Annotated in this window: 17 protein-coding genes; 8 read left to right on the forward strand and 9 right to left on the reverse strand. The window is 70.4% G+C overall.

From position 1 onward, the window contains the following. Positions 1-84: 84 nt before the first annotated feature. From ACIRJR_RS18025 to ACIRJR_RS18040, 4 genes are all read right to left on the reverse strand, one after another. A complete protein-coding gene (locus ACIRJR_RS18025; RefSeq protein WP_403781138.1) occupies positions 85-807 on the reverse strand; it encodes a hypothetical protein in 723 nt (240 codons plus the stop codon). Next, positions 807-3767: a hypothetical protein gene (locus ACIRJR_RS18030; protein ID WP_403781141.1), complete on the reverse strand. Its 2961-nt coding sequence runs from the start codon at positions 3765-3767 to the stop codon at positions 807-809. The genes ACIRJR_RS18025 and ACIRJR_RS18030 overlap by 1 nt, the downstream gene beginning before the upstream one ends. A gap of 35 nt (positions 3768-3802) precedes the next feature. Continuing rightward, positions 3803-4354, reverse strand: coding sequence for a DUF2690 domain-containing protein (locus ACIRJR_RS18035; protein ID WP_403781144.1), 552 nt, complete (start codon positions 4352-4354; stop codon positions 3803-3805). A gap of 755 nt (positions 4355-5109) precedes the next feature. After that, complete coding sequence (locus ACIRJR_RS18040; RefSeq protein ID WP_403781147.1) at positions 5110-6303, reverse strand: MFS transporter; 1194 nt, start codon at positions 6301-6303, stop codon at positions 5110-5112. 53 nt (positions 6304-6356) lie between these two features. Here ACIRJR_RS18040 and ACIRJR_RS18045 point away from each other — a divergent pair, with 53 nt between their 5' ends. Both ACIRJR_RS18045 and ACIRJR_RS18050 read left to right on the forward strand, forming a co-directional pair. Beyond that, positions 6357-7112, forward strand: a complete 756-nt coding sequence (locus ACIRJR_RS18045; RefSeq protein WP_403781150.1) for an AraC family transcriptional regulator — start codon at positions 6357-6359, stop codon at positions 7110-7112. Between the two features lie 535 nt (positions 7113-7647). Beyond that, positions 7648-10293 (forward strand): SpoIIE family protein phosphatase, encoded by a 2646-nt coding sequence (locus tag ACIRJR_RS18050; protein ID WP_403781153.1) that lies wholly within the window; start codon positions 7648-7650, stop codon positions 10291-10293. Positions 10294-10421: 128 nt separating this feature from the next. Here the strand turns inward: ACIRJR_RS18050 and ACIRJR_RS18055 are convergent, their stop codons facing one another. Next, positions 10422-11453, reverse strand: a complete 1032-nt coding sequence (locus tag ACIRJR_RS18055) for a saccharopine dehydrogenase NADP-binding domain-containing protein (RefSeq protein WP_403781156.1) — start codon at positions 11451-11453, stop codon at positions 10422-10424. A 109-nt stretch (positions 11454-11562) separates the two neighbouring features. Here ACIRJR_RS18055 and ACIRJR_RS18060 point away from each other — a divergent pair, with 109 nt between their 5' ends. Beyond that, positions 11563-12543 (forward strand): helix-turn-helix domain-containing protein, encoded by a 981-nt coding sequence (locus ACIRJR_RS18060; RefSeq protein ID WP_403781159.1) that lies wholly within the window; start codon positions 11563-11565, stop codon positions 12541-12543. Between the two features lie 154 nt (positions 12544-12697). Here the strand turns inward: ACIRJR_RS18060 and ACIRJR_RS18065 are convergent, their stop codons facing one another. Continuing rightward, a complete protein-coding gene (locus tag ACIRJR_RS18065) occupies positions 12698-13873 on the reverse strand; it encodes a spore photoproduct lyase family protein (protein WP_403781162.1) in 1176 nt (391 codons plus the stop codon). Positions 13874-14189: 316 nt separating this feature from the next. Between ACIRJR_RS18065 and ACIRJR_RS18070 the strand changes: the two genes are divergently transcribed. Continuing rightward, a complete protein-coding gene (locus ACIRJR_RS18070) occupies positions 14190-14870 on the forward strand; it encodes an AroM family protein (protein WP_403781165.1) in 681 nt (226 codons plus the stop codon). Between the two features lie 7 nt (positions 14871-14877). On the opposite strand, the gene ACIRJR_RS18075 is transcribed toward ACIRJR_RS18070, so the two are convergent. Then, complete coding sequence (locus tag ACIRJR_RS18075) at positions 14878-15660, reverse strand: IclR family transcriptional regulator (RefSeq protein ID WP_403781168.1); 783 nt, start codon at positions 15658-15660, stop codon at positions 14878-14880. Positions 15661-15912: 252 nt separating this feature from the next. Here ACIRJR_RS18075 and ACIRJR_RS18080 point away from each other — a divergent pair, with 252 nt between their 5' ends. The 4 genes from ACIRJR_RS18080 to ACIRJR_RS18095 all read left to right on the forward strand — a co-directional run bounded on the left by ACIRJR_RS18080 (position 15913) and on the right by ACIRJR_RS18095 (position 20089). Next, on the forward strand, positions 15913-17556 hold the full coding sequence (locus ACIRJR_RS18080) for an OPT/YSL family transporter (protein WP_403781171.1): 1644 nt from the start codon (positions 15913-15915) through the stop codon (positions 17554-17556). Positions 17557-17612: 56 nt separating this feature from the next. Further along, complete coding sequence (locus tag ACIRJR_RS18085) at positions 17613-18677, forward strand: DUF917 family protein (RefSeq protein ID WP_403781174.1); 1065 nt, start codon at positions 17613-17615, stop codon at positions 18675-18677. A gap of 120 nt (positions 18678-18797) precedes the next feature. Further along, complete coding sequence (locus ACIRJR_RS18090; RefSeq protein WP_403781177.1) at positions 18798-19172, forward strand: hypothetical protein; 375 nt, start codon at positions 18798-18800, stop codon at positions 19170-19172. Positions 19173-19555: 383 nt separating this feature from the next. Then, positions 19556-20089, forward strand: coding sequence for a hypothetical protein (locus tag ACIRJR_RS18095; RefSeq protein WP_403781180.1), 534 nt, complete (start codon positions 19556-19558; stop codon positions 20087-20089). A gap of 112 nt (positions 20090-20201) precedes the next feature. On the opposite strand, the gene ACIRJR_RS18100 is transcribed toward ACIRJR_RS18095, so the two are convergent. Both ACIRJR_RS18100 and ACIRJR_RS18105 read right to left on the reverse strand, forming a co-directional pair. After that, a complete protein-coding gene (locus ACIRJR_RS18100; protein WP_403781183.1) occupies positions 20202-20816 on the reverse strand; it encodes a hypothetical protein in 615 nt (204 codons plus the stop codon). A gap of 76 nt (positions 20817-20892) precedes the next feature. Further along, a complete protein-coding gene (locus ACIRJR_RS18105) occupies positions 20893-22056 on the reverse strand; it encodes an ROK family glucokinase (RefSeq protein WP_403781186.1) in 1164 nt (387 codons plus the stop codon). Between the last annotated feature and the right edge of the window lie 127 nt (positions 22057-22183).

A 22183-nucleotide genomic window follows, 5' to 3' on the forward strand; every position in this document is an offset into this window, starting at 1 on the left:
CCCGGATTCCAGATCGCGTGCCTGCGCGAAGGCGAGAGGCCCTGCCTCAGCCGGCAGGGCCTCTCGCTTCCGGTCACGGGCTTGCTAGGCCGCCGCGTGTCCGAGGATGCGCAGCGAATACGTGTCGTACGTCCGGTGCAGGACCATCACCACGGGACCCGAGGTGAATACTCCGCTGACGACGTACTCCTTCTTGTTCTTGGTCTCGGCAGCCCGCTCCTTGTACAGGGAGTCGGTTTCCCTCTTGGCCTGTTCGAGCCAGGAGGACGCCTTGGCGTGATCGATTCCCGCCACGTCCAGCTCGGTGCAGGCCGCGAGGAAGTCGAGAGCACCGGACTTGTCCGTGCCGGTGCCGCACAGCAGGGACGACAGGTTCGTGTGGTCGGCGAATCCGGCTGACACCGTCGTTCCGGTGCCGCTCCCGGTTCCGCCGCGTCCGTGGATGTACGTTCTCATCTTCCCGTTGGGCATTTCCTGCTTGACGGGTTTGTCCAGGTTCAGCTTCCAGGCCTTGGCGAGCCGGGAGAGAAAGTCCTTCCCGGTGTACCCGACGGCCATCGTGACCCCCGCACCGATGCTGGGCCGGTCCTTTCCGGCCACCGCGTGCTTCGGCAAGTCGGTGGCAGGCGTCACGGTCGGCGTCTCGGTCGGCGTCTCGGCCGGCGTGGCTGCGGCCTTGGGCCCCGCGGCCGTCGGACGCTCGGATGCCGCCGTCTTCTCTGGGGTGCTCCGGCTGCAGGAGACGGCCCCCGTCGCACCGATGGCGACCGCCATCAGTACGACGGGAACGCGGAGGGCGGCGCGCATCACAGGCCTCCGTCGTTGAGGCTGCAGATGCCGGGGTCGGCGGAGGTGGCCGGAATGAAGCCGACCGCGTCGAACACCACGTTGGCGTCTCCGGTGGCACCCTTCTGGATGTTGTCCAGTTCGATCCGGCCGCCCTTCCAGAAGGTGAAGGTGCCCATCTCGACCCAGGTCTCCTCGCCCGCACTGCGACTTCCCTGGTTGATGCTGCAGTGATCGGGCTCGGCGCCGGCCGTGTTGTCGCCCGGGATGAAGTCGTACCCGATGGCCGCTTCGGCGCCGTGGCTCGGCAGGTGGACGAAGACCCGGTAGCGATTGCCGGGCTGGTCGCCGGAGGGAAGCAGCTTCGGGTTGATCTGCCACCGGCCGGTGACCTTGTGGAAGATCTCCCCGTAGGGGTAGCTGTGTGTGAAGTACACGTGGTGGTCGTACCCGGCGCCGAGCTGGTGCAGGTCGATGTTGGCGATGTAGGGGGTCGCGCGGTAGGTGCTGTCGTCCCTCTGCATCGTGAAGTTGTCACCGGACTGGAGGGTGAACTTGCCGTCCCAGGCCCCCTCGAAGTCCCCGCAGTCGTAGGTGTCCTCGTGCTCTCCGAGGTCATCGATGACGATGGCGTTGGAATTGCCGTTCGGCCAGTCGAAACAGTTGCCGTGGTCGTACTTGCTCTGCAACTCGGGTTCCGACGAGCCGAGCGAGTAGCGGAGATTCTCGGTGCTGGAGTTGCTGCCGCTCTGTGAGCCGATCCACTCCGCGCTGTTGCCCCAGTAGCACAGGTTGTTCCAGCTCGGGCACGGGTCGGCCGCGGCCGGGTCGCACACGTTGGACGCGTCACAGAAGGTGCCGTACGGGGGCGTCTTGAGGACGGACAGCGGCATGTCGGGCCGGACGTAGGACTCTTCGTTGTTCCAGGTCCGCTGGGGGTTCTCCGCCCAGCCGAGGATCTTCTCCGGATAGTTCCACTCGCCGGGGCGGGACGCGTCGTCGTAGCTGTACCGCAGGAACGGGTCGCGGTCCGCCGGATAGCTCGGGTTGATCGGGTTGTTGAAGAAACCCAGGCCGGCGTTGGACCCGATGGTGTAGACGCCGGAGTTGTAGCCCCAGAGCGCCATGTACCAGTTCTCGATGTAAGCCGCACTGCCGCTGTTGGCGTTCATGCCCAGATCCTTGAGCTGGTTCCACTTCTCGCCCAGGATCCCCAGACCAGCGGCGATGTTCGCCGCGTAGTCCGTGGTGACGGCGCCCGCGTGCAGGGTGTCCAGCTGGTCCGGGTATGCCGAGTCCATGCCGGTCGTGACCTGGGCGATGCCGTAGCCGCAGTCGGCCGCTGTCACGTCAGGGTAGCCGTGGATGCCGTTCCCGTTCCCGAGCCAGTCGGACCGGGTGACGTTGCCCGAGTCACCGTTCATGGAGTGCCAGGACGCCTGCTTGAAGTTGGACTCCTGGGCGAGGATGGCCAGCATGACCTGCGCGGGAATCTCCCCTCCGCCGGTCAGGACCGGCTTGGGGAACAGTCCCTGCGGGGTGTAGGCGCCGAGGCCGGTGTCGTGCCAGTCCGCCGGACGCGAGACGGTCAGCCGGCCGTGGACCGCCTGGTCGACCGCCCACTCGACCTGGTTGGCGCTGGCCTGGAGGGCCTGGCGCTTGGGGTCGTTGCGCTTGACGATGCAGGGGGTCTCCATGCGCGGGATCTTGCCGATGACGGCCGCGCCTTCCCCGGACAGGCACTGGGTCTCGGGGGCGCTCTCACCGCAGGTGAGCGGATCGTCGTCATCGGACATGGCGAACGCGGTCGGGCCCATCGTCAGCGTCGTGTCCGACTTCGGCCGCTTGCGGTCGGCATCCACGAGCGTGGTGGCCTTCGTGCCCGTCCTCAACGCGGTCGCCTTGATCGTGAGCGATCCGGCGCCCTTGGCCACGGACGAGCCGACGCCCTCGGTGACGCCCTTCATCTGTTCGGAGAACACCGAGTGGGTCACCAGATGACCGAGGCGCGAGATCCCGGCCACCCGGCCGTCCACGGCATGCTTGGCGAGCCCTGGGGCCTTGCCGGTGTCGATGGCCTTCACGTCACCGACGACCGCGTCGCCCTTGGCCACGCGCAGCAACTTCACCTTGCCCTTCGGCGCGCGGCCCAATTCGGTGAACTTCTTGCCGTCGAAGCGGGAGATGACGCTCTTCCCGCCGTCGACCGTGCCGATGTCCACGGCACCGTTCGCCGAGGCGGCCAGCGCGAACATGGGGCCGGGCACCTTGGAGAGCGTACGGGCGGACAGCTTCGTCCTCCCGTCGTCCTTGAGGTCGACCAGGTTGCCGGAGAGGACGCCGACGGTGCCCTTCCCGGTGGGGGTGACGTGTGTCAGGAAGCCGTCGACGGTGCGGCGGGAGGAGACCGAACCGGTGGTCGCGTCGACCGAGATCACCGTGGTCCGGCCGTCCGACGTGTCCGTGGCGGAACTGGAGGTGAACGCCACGTCGTCGCCCGCACCGCAGCCCGGCGAGAAGTAGGCGAGCTGCACTCCGTCGGGAATCTCTGTGACCTTGCCGTCCGACAGGCGGATCACCGCGGCGAACGCGCCGCTCGCGTAGGCACCGGGCTTGTTGGACCAGACCGACGGGGCGTAGACCGCCGCCGCGTAGTTCCCCGAGCCGGTGGTGCAGACGTAGCCCGTCCACGGGCCGACGTCGGACAGTTCCTTGCGCTTGAGCCGGGCGATCTCGTGGAAGGAGAACCCGTCGCTCTCCCGCGCCGAAAGGATGTGCAGCCCCTCGGCGTCGCCGGTGGCCTGCACGATCTCATCGGCCGAGGAGGTGTAGTCCGCCCCCAGGTCCTTGCCGGGCGCGGAGAACATGCGCGTCGTGTTCTCCGCGGCGGTGGGGGCCGGTGCGGGATCCGCGGAAGCCATCGGGAACAGCGCGGCGGATGCCGCCACCACGCTCATGATGACCAGCGGATTCATGGACAAGTGGCGTATGAGACGTCTTTTCCGCATGTTGCTCCTCACATCCAGTCCGTGCAGCTGCCGTGCTGGACCGCGAGGCTCGCGTCGACCGGCCAGTCGTTTTCCTTGGCGGGGCTCTGGATGGTGTATTTCGTCGGTGCGGGGTCGAACGCGGTATCGACGTCGTTCCAGCACGCCTTCGCCGTCGTCTTCTTCCAGTTCTGCATCTTGGTGTAGGCGCCTGCTACACCGCTGCCGAGAACGCCCGGACTGTCACCGGCCTGAACACCGCCGTCGGGATCGCGTGTCGTCCACAGTGTCAGATACACGGAGGCGGGCGACGTATCGAGATCGCGTGAGACCTTTGCCCATACGCCCTGACACATCGGCGACCAGAGCAGCCGTACCGAGACCGACTCGTCCGCCATGGTCGCCTGTTGAAGGATTTCGGCGTCGTTGTCGCACCCCATCGCGATGGGGTCCTTTCCCGAGCACGTGTCCCGAAAGCAGTCGGATTCCGCCACGGCCGGGGAGGCCGTGACTCCTTGGAAGACTCCGGCCAGCAGCGCCAGTGCTGCTGTCGTCGGCCCCCATCTACGTATGCCGTGCACACACATCACCTCAGACATTCCATGCCGCTCCGGGTGCTGGAGAGGCAGGCGCAGCCTATGTGAACGTGCTCGGGGCAATGTGGAGTTACTGCGCCCCCACCTGCGCAGATGTCGAAGTTGGACATGTTGCCGCAGTGCACCTCAAAGGTGGTGAGAGGTCAGGCGAAAAGTGCGCCGGAGGGCGTTTACGTGACGACAGGTGCGGGTAACCGACGCCTCCTCGAAAAGGTGATTGATGTGTACACGTACCACTTGGGAGGTACACCTTTTGCCGCTCCCTCAGGTGGGAAACCCCCGGGAAGGGGGGCGCTGGCTCGGAGTTTCTGACGAGATTTGGCCGAAAAGGAACCACGGGCCGGCATCGGTCCGTCGCCGTCGGCCGGACGAGCGGGAGGGCGCGCATGCGCCGGGGTTCGCGGGCCATGCCCCGATTCCTCATCGGTGATCGCTGGAAGTGATGGAGCGGTTCCACAGGGCCTTGCCGGCCCCTTCACGAGAGCCCGTCACTGCTGATGAACACCGATAACCCGCCGTCGCTGAGGACGACCCTCGCCCCGCAGGAGCACCGGCAGCACTCGAACTCGCCCTGTGACGTCGGACGGGTGAACTCCCGCCGCCAGGAGGGCTGAGGCGGCGGGGCCGCGCCCCCTCGGTCGCGCAACGGCACACGTCCCGGGCCGGGTTCGCGTCATGGTCCGTAGGCGGGTGCTCCCGCGCGGGTGCGGAATCTCTTGCGGAAGAGAGTGCGGAGGGCATCAGCTCTTCATCTCCTCAGGGGTGGGAGAGGCGGCCGTCGTGGCCGGCCGGCCGGGCACGACCGGCTCCGCGAGGGTCCGGAACAGCAGCCACGCCAGCGCCGGGAGGGCGATCAGAGGCATCAAGGCGGTCTGCAGGGACGTGGCGTCGGCCAGGCGTCCGATCAGGGGGCTGAACAGACCGCCGATGCTGATCGTCAGGCCGAGGGTGATGCCGCCGGCAGTGCCGACGCGGTTGGGCAGGTAGTCCTGGCCGAGCGTGACCTGGAGCGAGAAGGGGATGTAGAGCCCGGCGGAGGTCAGCGCCACGAACAGGTAGATGGCGGGGCCCGGTACGAAGACCAGTCCTGCCACGGCGAAGACGGTCAGAAGATACGACCGGCGCACGACGGTGACGCGGTCCCAGCGGTCGGCCAGTCTGCCGCCGAGGACGGTGCCGACCGCGCCACCGAGATAGAGCACGAACAGCGCGGCCGTCCCGGCCGCCATGCCGCCGTCCGTGCGCGCCCGCACGTAGAACGAGACGAAGGTGCTGAGGCCGATGAAGACGATCGACCGGCAGACCACCGCGAGGGCCAGCTTCGTGAAGGAGGGCCAGTCGTCGCGCTGGGAAGGCGTGGGCGCTCGGGCGCCGGACGTGGCGGCCGTGGGCTCCGTCCCGCGCAGGACAGGAAGGCACAGGGCGCTGCCGATCAGGGCGGGGAAGATGAGCAGAGGGGAGAGCCGCAGGCCGCCGGTTCCCACGACCACGGCGATCATGACCGGGGCGAAGGCGAAGCCCAGGTTGCCGCCGAGGGAGAACCAGCCCATGGCCGTGTTGCTGCCCTTGCTCGCGATCCGGGCCACGCGGGCGGACTCCGGATGGTAGGCGGCGACGCCGATTCCGCCCACGGCGACGAAGGCCAGGGTCAGACCGTAGGAACCACTCAGTCCGCTGAGCGCGATGCCCAGACCTCCGACGATCGTGCTGACGGGGAGCAGCCAGGGCATCGCACGCCGGTCGGTGACCACCCCGAACAGGGGTTGCGCCACCGAGGACAGCAGCGATGCGGCGAGCACGATGCCCGAGGCCGCCGCGTAGGTGTAAGCGCGCTCGGCCACGAAGAACGGGACCAGGGCAGCCACGGCGCCCTGGTAGACATCGACACAGGCGTGTCCGACGGACAGCAGGGTGATTGCTCGATTCTTTGCCACTGGACCATCGTTGCCCTGGACTCATCGGCGCGCTTCCGATAAAAGGACAGGTAATGCAGAGTATTCGCCATGAGTCGATCGCTCCGACGCGTACCCAGTGGGTGGCGGCCGGGGCGGACATCGATGCCCACCGCCATGACGACCACCAGATCATCTATGCCGCGCGCGGCGTTCTGGCCATCACGACGGACATCGGCACTTGGATCGCGCCCGCGACCCGGGCGATCTGGGTGCCGGCGGGCACCGTCCACGCGCATCATGCTCATGGGGCGCTCGACCTGCGCCTGGTGGGACTGCCCGCTACGGACAATCCGCTGGGGCTGGACGCACCGACCGTCCTGACGGTGAAGCCCCTCCTGCGGGAGCTGATCCTGGCCTATACGCGCGATCCGGACGACGACGGTGCCGAGCGGAACCGGCTGCGGGCGGTACTGCTGGACCAGTTGGCGGCCTCCGCGCAGCAGGCGCTGCACCTTCCGACCCCCACCGACAGCCGCCTGAAGGAGATCTGCGACATCCTGCAGGCGAACCCCGGAGAACAGCGCACACTGGCGGCACTCAGCAAGGAGGCCGGCGTCAGCGCCCGTACGCTCTCCCGCCTGTTCACCTCCGACCTCGGTATGACCTTCCCCCAGTGGCGCACCCAACTACGCCTCTACCAGGCCCTGGTGCTGCTGGCTGAGGGCGTGCCGGTGACAACGGTGGCGCACCGGTGCGGCTGGTCCTCCGCCAGTGCTTTCATCGACGTCTTCCGCCAGGCCTACGGTCACACTCCGGGCAGACACCGGATGGGCGGCGCGAAGGCCTGACGCCCCGTGCGGACCGCGACGGCCGCGGCGTAGCCCCGGGCCACCTCCAGATCGGCCGGAGCCCAGCCCGGCGGTCCCGCAAGCCGAGGTGGTCGGCGTCCAGCGCGCGGGCGGCGCCGTCCTCAAGGGCGGGGCCGCCCGTGGCGATTGCCACGCGCCGGGCCGGGCTGAGACGGTATGCGGTCGAGCTGCCGGAACCACGGCGTGCGGTTCGCGGACGACACAGGAACCTCCGAGAAGCCGGACCGCCAGGCCTGGCCTGTCGGTTTCGGGGAGCCGGACGGCCCCGCGCCGTTCGTGGGCCGACGGTCCAAGTGCGGAGCCCCGCGGCCCGGCATCCCTGCGTCTTCACACAGGTGACAGTCCTTGATCGCCTGTCGGCCGACATCTGGGGACGAGTGGCGGGAGCACCGATGGACACGACCGGCGCGATTCCGGGACAGCCGGGGTGGTCGCACGTCAACGACTGATGAAAGATGCCGATATGCACCTTTTTATCAGTCGGCTGCGCAGTCGTCGCGACCGACTGCCGGGAATGGCCGGGGGTCGGTCTCGTCCCACTGCTTCCCACCGGTCCGTCGCCGCCCAGGTCTTCCTGCTGCAGTTCGTCGCCGCGCTGGTCATCATCGTCACGTCGCTGGTGCTTCTGGTACTGCAGGCGCGGCGTGACAGCACCGAAGACGCCCGCCGCGTCGCGCGCGCGGCCGCCGAAGCGTTCGCTGTGGCTCCCGGAACGGCGGAGGCCATGAGCGGGCCGGGCCCGACCGCGGCGCTCCAGCCCCGGGCCGAGGCCGTCAGGAAGGCGTCCGGCGTCGACTACGTGGTGGTGTTCGACGAGGACGGTATCCGGTACACGCACCCTGACACCGCACAGATCGGGAAGCGCGTCGTCGGCCCGCCGGGACTTCTCGAAGAGGTCCTGGGCGGTCGATCGGTCACCCGGACGTTCGAGGCGAGCCTGGGGCCGACGGTGAACGCCGATGCCCCCGTACGTGCGGCGGACGGCCGTGTACTGGGGGGCGTGGCCGTCGGCCTCACGGTCATGAACGTGAACGAATCCGCTGACCGGCAGCTGCCCACTCTGCTGGGAGCGAGCGCCGCGGCGCTCGCGTTGGCCCTTGGAAGCGCCGCTCTGGTGAACCGAAGGCTCCGGCGCCAGACGCATGGGCTCGGCCCGGTCGAGATCACCCGCATGTACGAGCACCATGACGCCGTTCTCCACGCCCTCGGGGAGGGAGTGCTGATCATCGACGACGACGGCCGTCTCGTACTCGCCAACGACGAGGCGCGACGTCTCCTGGCCCTTCCCGAAGCGAGTGAAGGGCGCCGACTCGGCCACCTGGGCCTCGATCCCGACGTCGCCGAGCTGCTCACTTCCCACGGCGCCCGCACGGAAGAGGCTCGTGTCGCCGAGGGGCGCCTCCTGACCGTCACCGTTCGCCGGGTGGACCGGGAGGCCGGCCTGAAGGCGACCGTGGCCATCCTTCGCGACACCACCGAGCTGCGAAGGGAACAGGAGAGGGCCGAGACGGCCCGGAGACGGCTCGCCTTCGTCTACGACGCAGGGGTGCAGATCGGTACGACGCTCGACATGGTCCGCACCGCCGAGGAACTGGCCGGGGCCGCGACGCCCCGCTTCGCCGACTTCGTCACGGTCGAGCTGCTGGACGCTGTCCGGCGCGGTGCGGAACCGGCTCCGGGCGACTTGGCGATGCACCGCGTCGCCCTGCACGGCACGCACGACGACGTTCCCCTGATTCCGGCCGGCGAGGCGATCACCTTCCTGCCCGGGACACCCATCCCCACGGGAGTCGCCACCGGTCGCGCGGCCCTCACCTCCGATCTGCGCACGGAGCCCGGCTGGCAGGAACAGGACCCCGAGCGGGCCCGCGCGGTGTTGGACTACGGCATCCACTCCCTGATCTCCGTCCCTCTGCGGGCCCGGGGCGTCGCGCTCGGGGTGGCCAACTTCTGGCGCGCCTCCGGAGCGGAGCCGTTCGGTGAGGACGATCTGTCCATCAGTGAGGAACTGGCTTCCCGGGCCGCGGTCGCCATCGACAACGGCAGGCGCTATCTCCTGGAGCACACCGTCGCGGTCGAGCTTCAGCGCAGCCTGCTGCCACGGGACCTTCCCGAGCAGAGCGCCATCGACGTCGCCTACCGCTATCTGCCGGCGCAGGCGGGAGTGGGCGGTGACTGGTTCGACGTGATTCCGCTGTCCGGTGCGCGGGTGGCCCTGGTGGTGGGTGAAGTCGTGGGCCGGGGCCTGCAGGCCTCGGCCACCATGGGCCGGCTGCGCACCGCCGTCCACAACTTCGCCTCGCTCGACATGGCTCCGGACGAACTCCTCGGTCATCTCGACGCGCTGGTCGCGCGCATGGACGGCGACCGCGCCGACACGGACATCGTCGGCGCCACCTGCCTGTACGCGGTCTACGATCCGGTCGCCGGCGTCTGCACCATGGCCCGCGCCGGCCACCTGCCTCCGGCGGTCGTCAGCCCGGCCGGCGCCGTTCACCTCCCCGAGCTGCCCCCTGGCCCTCCGCTCGGACTGGGCGGCCTGCCCTTCACCCCGGTCGAGTTCCAGGTGCCCGAGGGCAGCCGCCTCATCCTGTTCACCAACGGGCTGGTGATGAGCCGCAGCCGGGACGTCGACATCGGCCTCGGCCTGCTGCGCAGCCGACTGGCCGACGCGGATCGGACACCGGACGAGACCTGTGCGGCGTTGCTGAGCGCCCTGCTGCCCGACCACCCGGACGACGACGTCGTCCTCCTCGTCGCCCGGACCAGGTCGTTTCCATCGGACCAGGTCGCCGAATGGCAGGTGCCGCGGGACCCGTCGGCCGTCGCCCGCGTCCGGGCCGACGCGACCCGCCAGCTGAACGCCTGGGGTCTGGAGGAGACCGCCTTCACCACTGAGCTCATCCTCAGCGAGTTGGTCACCAATGCCATCCGCTACGGAACGGACCCGGTACGCGTCAGGTTGCTGCGCGACCGCAACCTGATCTGCGAGGTGTCGGACGGCAGCAGCACCGCGCCACACCTGCGTCTTGCCGCCACGACCGACGAGGGAGGCCGCGGGCTGTTCCTCATCGCCCAGTGCGCCCAGCGCTGGGGCACGCGCTACCACAAGCAGGGCAAGGTGATCTGGACCGAACAGGAACTGGAGCACGGTGCGTAAGCCGCCGGCACGCAGGCCTGGGCCTTGGTGGTGAATCCGCCGGCGTTCCGGTGCCCGGCATGGCTGCCGCGGGCCGGAGAGGACATCACACGACAGCGCCGGAGTTCCGCGAGGAGCTCGCCTCCTCGTCAGGAGCGGACTTCGAACGTGATGTGCGGGGAGAGCGCTTCGAGGAATCCTGGGGCGTCGAAGAGTTCGCCGGCTGAGGCGACGCCGTCCGCGCGGGTCTGCCCGGTCAGGATGCGGTGGACGGCTTCGACCGCCAGGGGGGCGGTGACGGCGTAGATGTCCTGGCCGCCGGCCACGGCACGCCGTTCCATGTCGCCGGAGCGTACGAGAACGTCGACCAGGAAGGTCTGTGCGGAGCGCCCGTGCTCGTCGACGGCGGTGGGCGGCGAAGGCGCCGGGGCTGCCACGCCGGCCGCCGCTTCCGTCGTCATGTAGGTGCGGACCTCGGGAATGGAGAGGTGGCTGGGGATGGTGACGACGTCGGCCATGGTGAACTCGCTGACCACAGGCCGTGACCCCATGGGATCGGGGAAGGGCCACTGCACGGTGGGCAGATCGTCGGTGTGGTACTCCAGTCGCCCGTCGGTGAAGCGGACGCGCCGGCCGCCGCGCCGCTCGGCGGAGACCTTGCCTGCGACGCGCGTCCCCTCGGTGGGCTCCCAGCTGTTGAGCCCGTAGGCGATGTGCGCCTCGTCGGCCGTGGTCCAGTCACCCATCGCGGCGGTGGCGAGCAGGTCGCCGAGGCCACCGTAGAAGGCCATCGCCGGGACGACGACCGTGCCGGCGGCGCGGGCCCGGTCCGCGAAGTGCGCGAACGTGTCGGCGTTGGCCTCGATCTCGGCCGCCACGTCGACGTACGGGATCCCGGCCCGCAGAGCCGCTTCGATCACCGGGGCGGCCGTCGTGGCGAAGGGCCCCGCACAGTTGATGACCGCTGCCGCACCGGCAAGCGCGGCATCGAGCGAAGCCGCGTCGTCGACCGATGCCGGGCGGGCCTCGACGCCGGGATACTCCTCCGCGAGCTCCTTGAGGCCGCGGGCGTCGCGCCCGGACAGGACGGGGACGAAACCCCGTTCCTGGAGGTGCGCCACGACGAACCTGCCGGTGTGTCCGTATGCGCCGTACACCGTGACCATCTGACTACCCGTCATGACCTTCTCCTGTGATCGCCCCGGGCGACTGCCCGGCTGGAACGATCCTGGCCCGGCCCGCCCACCGACCGTGAGTGTCTGAAACGACATGGCCCGTACACTTTCAGACATGAGATCTGTCGCACTGGCCGTCACCGACGGAATGCTGCACTTCGAACTCTCCATCGCCCACGAGGTCTTCGGCTCCGCACCGGCCGCGGTGACCGTTCCCTGGTACGACCTCACGGTCTGCGGGCCGGCCCCCGTGCCCTTCGGTCCCTTCCGCCTGGAGCCCCGACACGGACTCGCTCATCTCCAGGAAGTCGACACGGTGATCGTCCCCGGCTGGGCCGACACCGACATGGACCCGCCCGCGGACCTCGTCGAGGCCGTGCGGGCCGCCCACGACGCGGGCGCGCGCATCGTCTCCCTGTGCACCGGCGCGTTCGTCCTGGCCGCGGCGGGCATCCTCGACGGGAAGCGCGCCACCACGCACTGGGCCCACACCGACGCGCTGGCGGCCCGCTACCCCGATGTCGAGGTCGACCCGGATGTCCTCTACGTGGACAACGGCCGCGTACTCACCTCAGCCGGCAAGGCCGCGGCACTCGATCTGTGCCTGCACATCGTCCGCCTCGACCACGGCTCCTCCACGGCGAACACCACCGCCCGCCGGCTGGTCGTCCCCCCGCACCGCTCCGGCGGCCAGGCGCAGTTCGTCACGGCGCCCGTACCCGACCAGGACGACCACCCCCTCACCGCCCTGCTGCCCTGGACCATCGAACGGCTCGACCAGCCGCTGACCGTGGAAGACCTGGCCCGACAGGCCCGGATGAGCTCCCGCCACCTCGGCCGCCATTTCCGGGCCGCGACCGGCACCACCCCCCTGCAATGGCTGCTCGCCCAGCGCATCCGTCACGCGCAGGAACTCCTGGAGACGACCGACGACAGCATCGACGCCATCGCCACCGCCACCGGCATGGGCACCGCCACCACCCTGCGCCGCCACTTCAACCGCACCCTCGGCGTCCCCCCGGACACCTACCGCCGCACCTTCCGCACCCGAAACCACCAGGAGGAAGGGGTCCGCCGACCGCTGAGAGTGGTGTGACCGGCAGTGAAGTGCTCCGCCCGGCAGGTCACCGGCACCCGGCGGCACGGCAGTTGCCCGTGGACGGACCTGATTCCACGCCGCCGGGAGCAGCACCGGCCACCGGCCCCGCGTCCGGCCGACGTGCCCGTAGGCGTGTCCGCCGGCCCCTTCCTCAGAAGGCGTACCGGACGCGGAGCCACGGTGCGTGCGTTGCCAGCAGCTGTTGGATGTGCGTCAGTGACTGCCGCTTGACGTCCCGCGAGTAGCGGACGTTGAGGGCTCCGTTCTCCGAGCGCTTGGTCTCCTGGGCGGCGGGCTGCCACAGCACTTCCTCGGCCCGGGGGTGCCAGCCCAGGTTGACCTCGTGGAGCGACTGGTTGTGGGTCAGCATGATGATCTCGGCAGCCGCCTGCCGCTTCACTCGTGCGGGCAGGACGTCGTCCAGGTGGGAAAGCAGACCGGCCCAGTCCCGCTGCCACCCCTCACGCAGGATGACGGGCGAGAGATTGAAGTGGACCTCGTAGCCGGCGTCGAGGAAGTCGGCGGCTGCGGCGATGCGCTGGGCGATCGGACTGGTCCGGATGTCCAGCAGCCGGGCGTCGCCGGGCGGCATGAGGGAGAAGCGCACGCGGGTCCGCCCCTGAGGGTCGAGTGCGAGCAGGTCGGGGTTGACGAACTTGGTCGCGAACGACGCCTTCGCCGTCGGCATGCCGCGGAAGGCGGCGATGAGATCCGCCGTGTTGTCGCAGACAAGAGCGTCGACCGAGCAGTCACCGTTCTCGCCGATGTCGTAGACCCAGGCCCGGGGATCGCACTGGTTGGGCTCCGTCTTGGCGCCCTGGGCCCGTACGTGGCGGCGGACGTGGGCCACGATCGCCTCGATGTTGGTGAACAGTGTGATCGGGTTGGCGTAGCCCTTGCGACGGGGGACGTAGCAGTAGGCGCAGGCCATGGCACACCCGTTGGAGGGGCCAGGAGCGATCCAGTCGGCCGACCTGCCGTTGGAACGCGTCCGGAGTGTGTGTTTCACCCCGAGGACGAGCGTCTCGGTCTTGATGCGGACCCACCGGCCGATGTTGCCGTCGTTGCCGTGGAGGGAGGGGATGCGCCAGTGGCTCGCGACCTCGGTCACGGGCACGCCCGGCAGCCGGCCCATGATCTGCCGGCCGCGCGGGGAGTCGAGGGCGGCCGGCTCCGCGTAGACCTCCCGCACGTCGAGCATGCGGCGGGCCTCGGGGCTGTCCCGGAAGGCCTGGTGGGCGGCCGGCTCCGCCGCGGTGTCCGACCAGTCGAAGAGTGCCTGCTGCTCGGGCTCTCCCGGCGCGGCTCCTGCCGGCGGCTGCTCCACGTCGCTCTCCCTCTTCTGCGTGTGCGTCCTGCCGAAGGGTGTCAGTCGTCGCGGTGGTCGCGCTCCTGGTCCGGCAAACGCTCTCCACTGTCCCGTCCTTCACGGCTCCGCGCATGACGGCGGGCCGCTGCGGCGGAGGTCGGCCCGCGAGCAGGCTCCACCGTGGGTCGTCCGTCGTTCACCCGCCCCGCGCCGAAGCACAACTGCCCGCGCCGCACGGGCGGTCGGTGGCCACCCCTGTTCACGCCAGGCATCGCCGACTACATTGATCTGCAACCCATGTCCATTATCCGGAACTTCCGCGAGGTGGTACGCCGTGCGCACGCTGACCTTCCTGACCATCGGCCAGGCTCCACGCCCGGATCTGTCGGAGCCCATGGAGGCGCACCTGCCGACGACCGCGCGAGTACGGCACGCCGGCTTCCTCGACGGTCTGACCCGCCGGGAGATCGAGCTCCGCTACGGGGCGACGGAAGGGCGCGCGACCCTGCTGACCCGTCTGGCCGACGGCAGCTCCGTGACACTGGACGCCGAGGCCGTGGGAGCCGGGATGCAGACCCGTGTCACACGGGTGGAGGACGACGGCGCCGACGTCGTGGTGCTCCTGTGCACGGGCGAGTTCCCCGGCCTGCGGACTCGGCGGGCGCGGCTCGTCGAGCCCGACGTGCTGGTGACGGGATACGTCGGCACGGTGTTGCGGGGCAGCCGGGTCGGGATCGTCGTCCCGCTGCCCGAGCAGGTCACCGAGGCCCGTGAGAAGTGGCAGGCCGTCGTCCAGGACCCGGCGTTCACCACGGCCTCGCCGTACGCCGAAGACGACTCGGCCCTGCACGCAGCGGCTCGCACGCACCTCGACGCGGGAGCGGACGCCCTGATGCTCGACTGCATGGGCTACGGGGCACGGCACCGTCAGGCGCTGCGCGCGGCCGGGCTCACCGTGCCGGTCCTGACGCCCGGGGCGGTGGTCGGGGCGGCCCTCGGCCCCCTGCTGAGCTGATGAGGCCTCAGCGGCTGGTATCGGTCTCCACGTAGCGCAGCCAGTACGGGTCGCCGATGCGCTTGCCGACACGCAGGGCGGCGTCGCGCACCGCCCGGCCGAAGCGGGCCGCGTTCTCGTCATGCAGCTCGGGCGCGGGCAACGCGACCCCTATGCCGAAGATCTGGCCCGTGTCACTGTCGAGCACGGCGGCTGAGACCCCGGCGACGTTCGGTACGTACTCTCCGCGCGAGGACTCCCACCCGTCGGCGCGCACCCGGGCCAGGCAGGAGGTCAGTTCACCGGGGGTGCGCGGCGCCGAGCCGGTGCTCTGTTCGAGGCGAGCGTCGACGAGCCGCAGCACCTGCGCGTCGTCCAGGCGGGCGAGCAGGGCCCGCCCCATCGAACTGGCGTAGGCCGGTGCCCGGGTGCCGGCCGGGGTGTAGGCCTGGAGGGCGCCGGTCGTCCCGAGCCGCATGTGGAGCACGAGCGACTCGGCCCCGTCGAGCACGTCCACGTACCCCGTGTACCCGATGTCCGCGACCAGCCTGGCCAGCTCCTCCTCCAGCAGTGAGGCCGTGCTGCGCGACGCGCGGAAGTGGTACGAGGCCTCCATGACGAGCGCCCCGGGGCGGTAGGCGCGGCTCATCGGGTCGCGGTCCAGGAAGCCGTAGTCGGCCATCATGCTCAGCGTCCGCGAGACGGAGCTCTTGGGCAGGTCCAGCGCCCCCGCGACATCCGTCACGGTCAGGTCGCGCTGCAGGCGCGCCATCAGCCGCAGGACATCGCGCGCGTTGGCGAGTGTGCTCACCGTGGTTCCGCCTCCCCCGAGCTCCCCCGAGTCGTGTCGTCCGATCGTAAGGGGCGGCCGGGCACGCCCGTGACCGCCCCTCGCCCGGGACTCCGGACCGCCCACATACCGAGAAGGCGAGCCGGGACCTTGACGGCAGAGTACGCCGTATGGATGATCCATGGATATCCACATTTTCACTTACGGTTCCAGATTCTAGAACTCACCCAGGCGGCTGACAAGCGCCGACCCGCACGGGAGCACCGCATACCCATGAGCACTGACGCCTCGCCGCAGGCCGACAGCCCGCCCACGGCGGGTGAGGGCCGACGCCATCCCCGGGCCCTGGCACCCGGCAATCTCATCCTCACCGTGGTGCTCAGCGTGTTCGGCGCCGTCGTGGGCGTGCAGCTGCTCGCCACGCTCGGTGTCACCCCCAGCACCTCACTGATCGGTGCGCTGGCCGCGATGACGCTGGCCCGGGTGCCGCTCGCCCTGTTCCGTGGTTTCCGCTCGGTGCATGCGCAGAACCTGGCGCAGACCAGCATCTCCTCGGCCACCTTCGGCGCGGCGAACAGCCTGTTCCTGCCGATCGGCATCCCGTTCCTGTTCGGGATGGACAACATGATCATCCCGATGCTGATCGGGGTCTCCGCCGCGATGCTGGTCGACGCCTGGCTGCTCTACCGGATGTACGACACCCCGGCCTTCCCCGCGGAGAACCCCTGGCCTCCGGGGCTCGCCGCCGCCGAGGCCATCAAGGCGGGCGACGAGGGCGGCCGGCGCGCCAAGGTGCTCGGGCTCGGCCTGCTGACCGGACTGGCCGGAGCCGCCTTCACGCTGCCCATGTCGGCGTTCGGCGTGGCTCTGATCGGTGGGTTCGGCGCCATGGCCGCCTTCGGCGTCGGTCTGCTGTCCAGCCAGTACGCCGACCCGCTGTTCGGCCTCGATCTCGACTCGATGTACCTGCCGCACGGCATGATGATGGGGGCCGGTCTCGTCGCCCTGTTCCAGGTCGGCCGCACCATCCTCGAGGCCCGTCGTGCCACGGCGGACGACGCCCGCGCGGCCGCACCGGCAGGCACCCCCGGCAGCACGCGGGCGGGCGCCCGGCACCTGGGCCGCTCGATGCGGCTCGGCTTCGGCGCCTACCTCGTGATCTCGGTCCTGCTGGCGTTCGGTACCGGCGCCGCCACGCACATGAGCCCCGGCATGCTGATCGGCTTCCTCTTCTACGCCACCGTCGCCGCGTTCCTCCACGAACTGCTCGTCGGGATCGCCTCCATGCACTCCGGCTGGTTCCCGGCCTTCGCGATCGCCCTGATCACGCTGCTGCTCGGAATCCTCATAGGCTTCCCGCCCGAGGCGCTCGTCGTGCTGTCCGGCTTCACCGCCGCGACCGGTCCGGCCTTCGCCGACATGGGCTACGACCTCAAGGCGGGCTACCTGCTGCGCGGCGAGAGCGCCGACCCGGCCTTCGAACTGGAGGGCCGGCGCCAGCAGCTGATCGCCGCGATGATCGGCTTCGGCGTCGCCATCGTCGTCGTGCTCGTCTCGTACCGGATCTTCTTCGACAACGGGCAGACCGCCCCGATCGACGCCGCGTACGTCGCCGCGATCAAGGCGGGCCCGTCCGCCGAGACCGCCCGGAACCTCGCTCTGTGGGCGGTCCCCGGCGCGATCGTGCAGTTGATCGGCGGCTCGAAGCGCCAGCTCGGCATCCTGCTGGCGACCGGGCTGCTGATCACCACGCCGATGGCCGGCTGGATGGTCGCCGCAGGCGTCGCCGTCCGCATCCTCGCACCGCGCGTGCTCGGCCCGAAGGCCAAGCAGGACCTGGAGGTCTTCGCGGGCGGCGCGATCGCCGGCGACGCCCTCTACTCCTTCGGCAACGGCGTGTTCAAGGCCACCAGGTAGCCGGACGCCCGTACGCCCTCTCGCACACCCGCACAGAACCACCCTGGGAGACACCCGTGAAGCGACAGCTGACCCATGACGACATCCGCGCGGCCGTGTACGGCGGCGCCGTACTGGGCGGAGGCGGCGGCGGATTCGTCGAGCGGGGCCTGCGCACCGCCGAACTGGCCCTCCAGATCGGCATGCCGGAGCTGTGGACGGCCGATGAGTTCGCGGCCGAGGACCTGACGGCGACCGTGGCCCTGGTCGGTGCCCCGGCCGCGCCCGACCCGCTGGTGCTGCCCACCCATCTGCTGCGCGCGCTGGAGCTGCTGCGCCGTGATCTGCCCCGGCAGCTCGTGGCGGTCCACACGAACGAGAACGGGGCCGAGACCACCATCAACGGCTGGTTCCACTCGGCGATGACCGGCCTCCCCGTCATCGACCTGGCCTGCAACGGCCGCGCCCACCCCTCGAGCGTGATGGGCGCGATGGGCCTCCACCTCGTCGACGACTACCGCTCGTACCAGGGCTACGCGGGCGGCAAGCCGTACGCCTACGTCGAGGGCTCCGTCTCCGGCGGCCTGGAGGCCACGTCGAACGTGGTCCGGCGCGCGTCCGTCGAAGCGGGCGGCTGGGTCGGTGTGGCCCGCAACCCGGTCGAGGTCGGCTACGCGGTGGAGAACGGCGCGCCCGGCGCGGTGAGCTTCGCCATCGAACTGGGCCGCCGGTTCCTCGCGGAGGGGCCGGCCGGCGTCGCCGCGCAGCTCGGCGGTGAGATCGCCGCGGCCGGCACCGTACGTGAGTACCGCTGCGAACAGCGCGAGGGCCTGGACGTCGGCGTCGCCGTACTCGACGACGCGGCGGGCACCACGCTGCACTTCGTCAACGAGTACATGGCGCTCGACCTGGACTCCGGCCGCCGGGCCGCGTTCCCCGACCTGATCACCACGTTCGACGAGAACGGGCAGCCGCTCGCCTCCGCGGACGTGGAGGTGGGCCGGCCGATCAGCGTCCTGGTCGCCCCGGCCGGCGGTCTCCTGCTCTCCACGACGATGCACATGCCCGAGGTGTACGCGCCGGTGGAGGAGCTGCTCGGCATCGAGTTCGCTCCGGCGGCGAAGGCGTTCACCGCTGCCTGAGCAGGCGCCGGCCCCCTGCTCAAGCGGCCGACACGCCGCCGATCACGCCCGACAGCACCGCTGACCGGCTCAAGGCCGGCCGGGCGGGCTCCGCCGGCGCCGACACCGAAGGACGTACACATGCAGACCGCCCCCGCCCCGCGCACCGGGCGCCCCAGGTCCCCCGCCTGGCTTCCCGTCGCCCTTCTGCTCACCAACGGGCTCGTCGGCCTGCTGACCCTGGCGGACGTCGCACCGGCGCTCCTCCTGCTGTTCGAGGCCATGGACCTCGCCGCGGTCGTGATCGTGTGGCGATCCCGGCACTGGACGGTCGGTCAGAAGTGGAGCGGAATCGCACTGGCCCTGATCCTTCCCGGGATCCTGCGTCTCATCTGGAACCTCGGCGTCCCCGAGGACATGTCCGGCAGGGACGCGTGGCGTTGGGTGCTCCTCGTCACGACGCTCATCCTGAACGTGAGCGGCTGCGCGTCGCTCTGGCGCACCAGGCGTCGTTGACCGGCTCCCCGGCCGGCGGCCCGTCCGGTTCACCGTGCGACCACCCGTCGGCAGCCCTCCGTCGCGCCCGGCCGGCCTGGAGCAGTGGGGCCCCGTTCATGCCGGTGGCCGGTGGCGGGTCCTGTTCGACCCGCGACGCAGCGGTGCGCCGCGCAAGCCGTCCTGTCCGCGCCATTGCTGACGATCTGCCCGCGCGAGCATACTGACAGTGGTCGTGGCGGCACGGTCCGGAACGGAACCTCCGGCCACGCACGGAACACTCAGGGCCTGCCGGGCCTCCACCGGACGGCACGGACACGGGCGCGCCACGAGTCACCGGCACGCAAGGCACCCACACGTCAACGCAGGGGCACGGCCGCCGCGTTCGCACCGTAGGGAAGATCATGCGCAAGTTCGTCGCTGCCCTCATGGGCGCCTTCGCGCTCGTCGCCGCACACCTGGTCGTCGCGACTCCCGCTCAGGCCGAGACCAGCCTGATCGTCTGCACGGGCACGGCTACCGTCGACTACTCCCCGCCGCTCGGCCCGCTGCCCCGGCAGACGACACAAGGCGTGACCGAGAAGCTCGGAACCGACGGGGGCGGAGGCTGCACCGGGCCGTTCGCCGGAGGAAGCGCCTACACCGTGTTCGAACAGCAGGTGAGCTGCCTGGCACAGGGGCTGGGCGACACTCTCGTCCAGAATGTCGTGACGTACCACTGGCAGGGCGGGCAGACGAGCACCGTCACCTATCCCGTCACCGCGGTCGTGCACGCGGTCAACCAGGAGATCGTCACCTCCACGGGAACCGTGACCGCCGGCTACGGGCTCGGCGCGGTGTCCGTACGGATCGCCGTGTACCCCAGCCTGGAGGTGCTCGACTGTCTCGGCTCCGACATCACGCGGCAGACCGGTCTTCTGACGGTGACGTTCACCTGACGCCCCGGACCAGGGAAACCGGAGCGGTCGGCGACTCCGGCCGCACGGCGAAGCCCTTGCTCCGAGTGCGCGGACCCTGCGGCCGGATGACGGGCGTCCCGCCCGCCCTGCGTCAGGGGGTCGCCGCCGAGACCACGTAGACGACCGGAGCAGCCGGGTCGGTCATGTTGACGGTGATGCTCTGGGTGGGGCGCGGCTTCTTGTTCTTGTGGACCGTTCCGGCCCAGTCGACGCCCGGTCCGAAGTACCAGCCGGTGATCTTGACGTCCCGCTCGGCGATGGTCACCTTGCCGGTCTCCAGCGCGGCCCGGCCGGTGCCGACACCGCTCAGGAAGCGGTCGAGCCCGGCGGAGGTCGTACGGAACTTCACGTACATCCGGCTGGCTTTCCAGTTGTTCGTCTCGTAGTACTGGACCCCGATCGCGTTGCCCGGGATGGGCAGCTCGAAGATCCTGCGCTGCATCCCGGAGGGCCAGTCCTCGCGCAGCCCCTGGGCGGAGGCCTCGGCCTCCTTGTCCTTGCCGGAGCGGCGGCTCTGGCCGGCGGAGATCACCAGGTAGCCGGCCGGGATCCCGATGAGCAGCACGATGATCGTCAGCGTGATCAGCCGCCGGCGGATCGTCCTGCGCCGGTCCTGCGGAGGGGTCCCGTCGCCGTCGCCCGGGGAGCCGGCGGAGCCGGACGACGGGGGCTGGCGCGGCACGATGTTCTGCTCGGCTGCGGTCATGGTCGGTGATCCCTCGAAGCTGCGGTACGGAGCGGGGTGCGGGTGTGGGCGGGTGCCGCTGCGCGCGGCCCGCGGATCAGTCGGTGCGGGTGCTGCGGGTGTTCCGGATGGTGCTCGCTGCCTGGTCGTAGAACTGCGCGTACCGCTCGTAGCGCTCGACCCGGCGGCGGTTGGTCCGCCGGAACCTGCGGGCGACCAGGCGGGCCAGGTCGGCGGCGCCGACCATACCCGCCTCGGGGCCGAGCTGCGCCTTCGCGATCCGGGCCTCGGGGCGGTAGCCGCGCCCGGTCAGATGGCGTTTGAAGGCGTCCCTGGCCGGGCCGATCAACAGGTCGTCGGCCGCGCTGACGCCACCGCCGATGACGAAGCAGGAGGGGTCCAGGGCCGCCGCGAGGTTGGCGATGCCGACACCGAGCCACTGGCCGATGTCCTGGAGGAGCTCGACGCACATGGCGTCGCCCTCGCGGGCCAGCTCGGTGATGAGCGGTCCGGTGATGTCCGGGATGTTGCCCTTGACCCGCTCGATGATGCCGTAGGCGACCGGGGAGTCCGCCGCGGCCAGCTCCCTGGCCTCGCGCACGAGGGCGTTGCCCGAGCTGTACTGCTCCCAGCATCCGCGGTTGCCGCACGGGCAGCGGTGCCCGCCCGGCACGACCTGCATATGACCGAACTCACCCGCGACGCCGTACTTGCCCCGCTTGACGTGCCCGTCCTCCAGGATCGCGCCGCCGATGCCGGTGCCCAGCGTGATCATGACCAGGTGGTCCTCGCCGCGGCCCGCGCCGAAGCGCCACTCCGCCCACGCCGCGGTGTTGGCGTCGTTGTCGACCATCACGGGGACCACCAGCCTGGAGGCGATGGCGTCACGGAGGGGTTCGTCCCGCCACGCGAGGTGCGGGGCGAACAGCACCTTGGAGCGGTCCGCGTCGACCCAGCCCGCCGCGCCGATTCCCACGGCGTGCACGTCGTGCCGGTCGGAGAGGTCCAGGACCAGTTCGACGATGGTGTCCTCGACGACCTTGGGGCTCTTGGACTTGTCCGGCGTCTCGGTCTTCAGGGTCTCCAGGATGTTGCCGTCCGCGTCGACGACGCCGGCCATCACCTTCGTCCCGCCGATGTCGATGCCCACGGTGGGGACCCGGGGCGCCGTGAGGTGCGAGCGCCGCTCCCTGGTGCCCACGGTCCGCAGGACGGTCGCGCGGGCGGAGCCGCGGTGTGTGAAGTCGCGGTACGTGCTCATCGTCCCTGCGCAGGTCGGGGGGCCGGGCGGCGGTCCGTCCGGCGGCGGACGGCGCCCGCCAACCACGATTCTGCCATTCCCGGGCCCCCGGAACCGGCCTCCGGCCCGGGGGCCCGGGAATGGCGGA

Source organism: Streptomyces sp. NPDC102402 (assembly GCF_044765765.1).
Taxonomy (GTDB): domain Bacteria; phylum Actinomycetota; class Actinomycetes; order Streptomycetales; family Streptomycetaceae; genus Streptomyces.

What these genes read in the sequence shown, in the direction of transcription:
- ACIRJR_RS18025 (WP_403781138.1), bottom strand. Translation starts at nt 807, where the DNA reads ATGCGCGCCGCCCTCCGCGTTCCCGTCGTACTGATGGCGGTCGCCATC.
- ACIRJR_RS18045 (WP_403781150.1), top strand. Translation starts at nt 6,357, where the DNA reads ATGCAGAGTATTCGCCATGAGTCGATCGCTCCGACGCGTACCCAGTGG.
- ACIRJR_RS18050 (WP_403781153.1), top strand. Translation starts at nt 7,648, where the DNA reads ATGGCCGGGGGTCGGTCTCGTCCCACTGCTTCCCACCGGTCCGTCGCC.
- ACIRJR_RS18055 (WP_403781156.1), bottom strand. Translation starts at nt 11,453, where the DNA reads ATGACGGGTAGTCAGATGGTCACGGTGTACGGCGCATACGGACACACC.
- ACIRJR_RS18060 (WP_403781159.1), top strand. Translation starts at nt 11,563, where the DNA reads ATGAGATCTGTCGCACTGGCCGTCACCGACGGAATGCTGCACTTCGAA.
- ACIRJR_RS18080 (WP_403781171.1), top strand. Translation starts at nt 15,913, where the DNA reads ATGAGCACTGACGCCTCGCCGCAGGCCGACAGCCCGCCCACGGCGGGT.
- ACIRJR_RS18090 (WP_403781177.1), top strand. Translation starts at nt 18,798, where the DNA reads ATGCAGACCGCCCCCGCCCCGCGCACCGGGCGCCCCAGGTCCCCCGCC.
- ACIRJR_RS18095 (WP_403781180.1), top strand. Translation starts at nt 19,556, where the DNA reads ATGCGCAAGTTCGTCGCTGCCCTCATGGGCGCCTTCGCGCTCGTCGCC.
- ACIRJR_RS18100 (WP_403781183.1), bottom strand. Translation starts at nt 20,816, where the DNA reads ATGACCGCAGCCGAGCAGAACATCGTGCCGCGCCAGCCCCCGTCGTCC.
- ACIRJR_RS18105 (WP_403781186.1), bottom strand. Translation starts at nt 22,056, where the DNA reads ATGAGCACGTACCGCGACTTCACACACCGCGGCTCCGCCCGCGCGACC.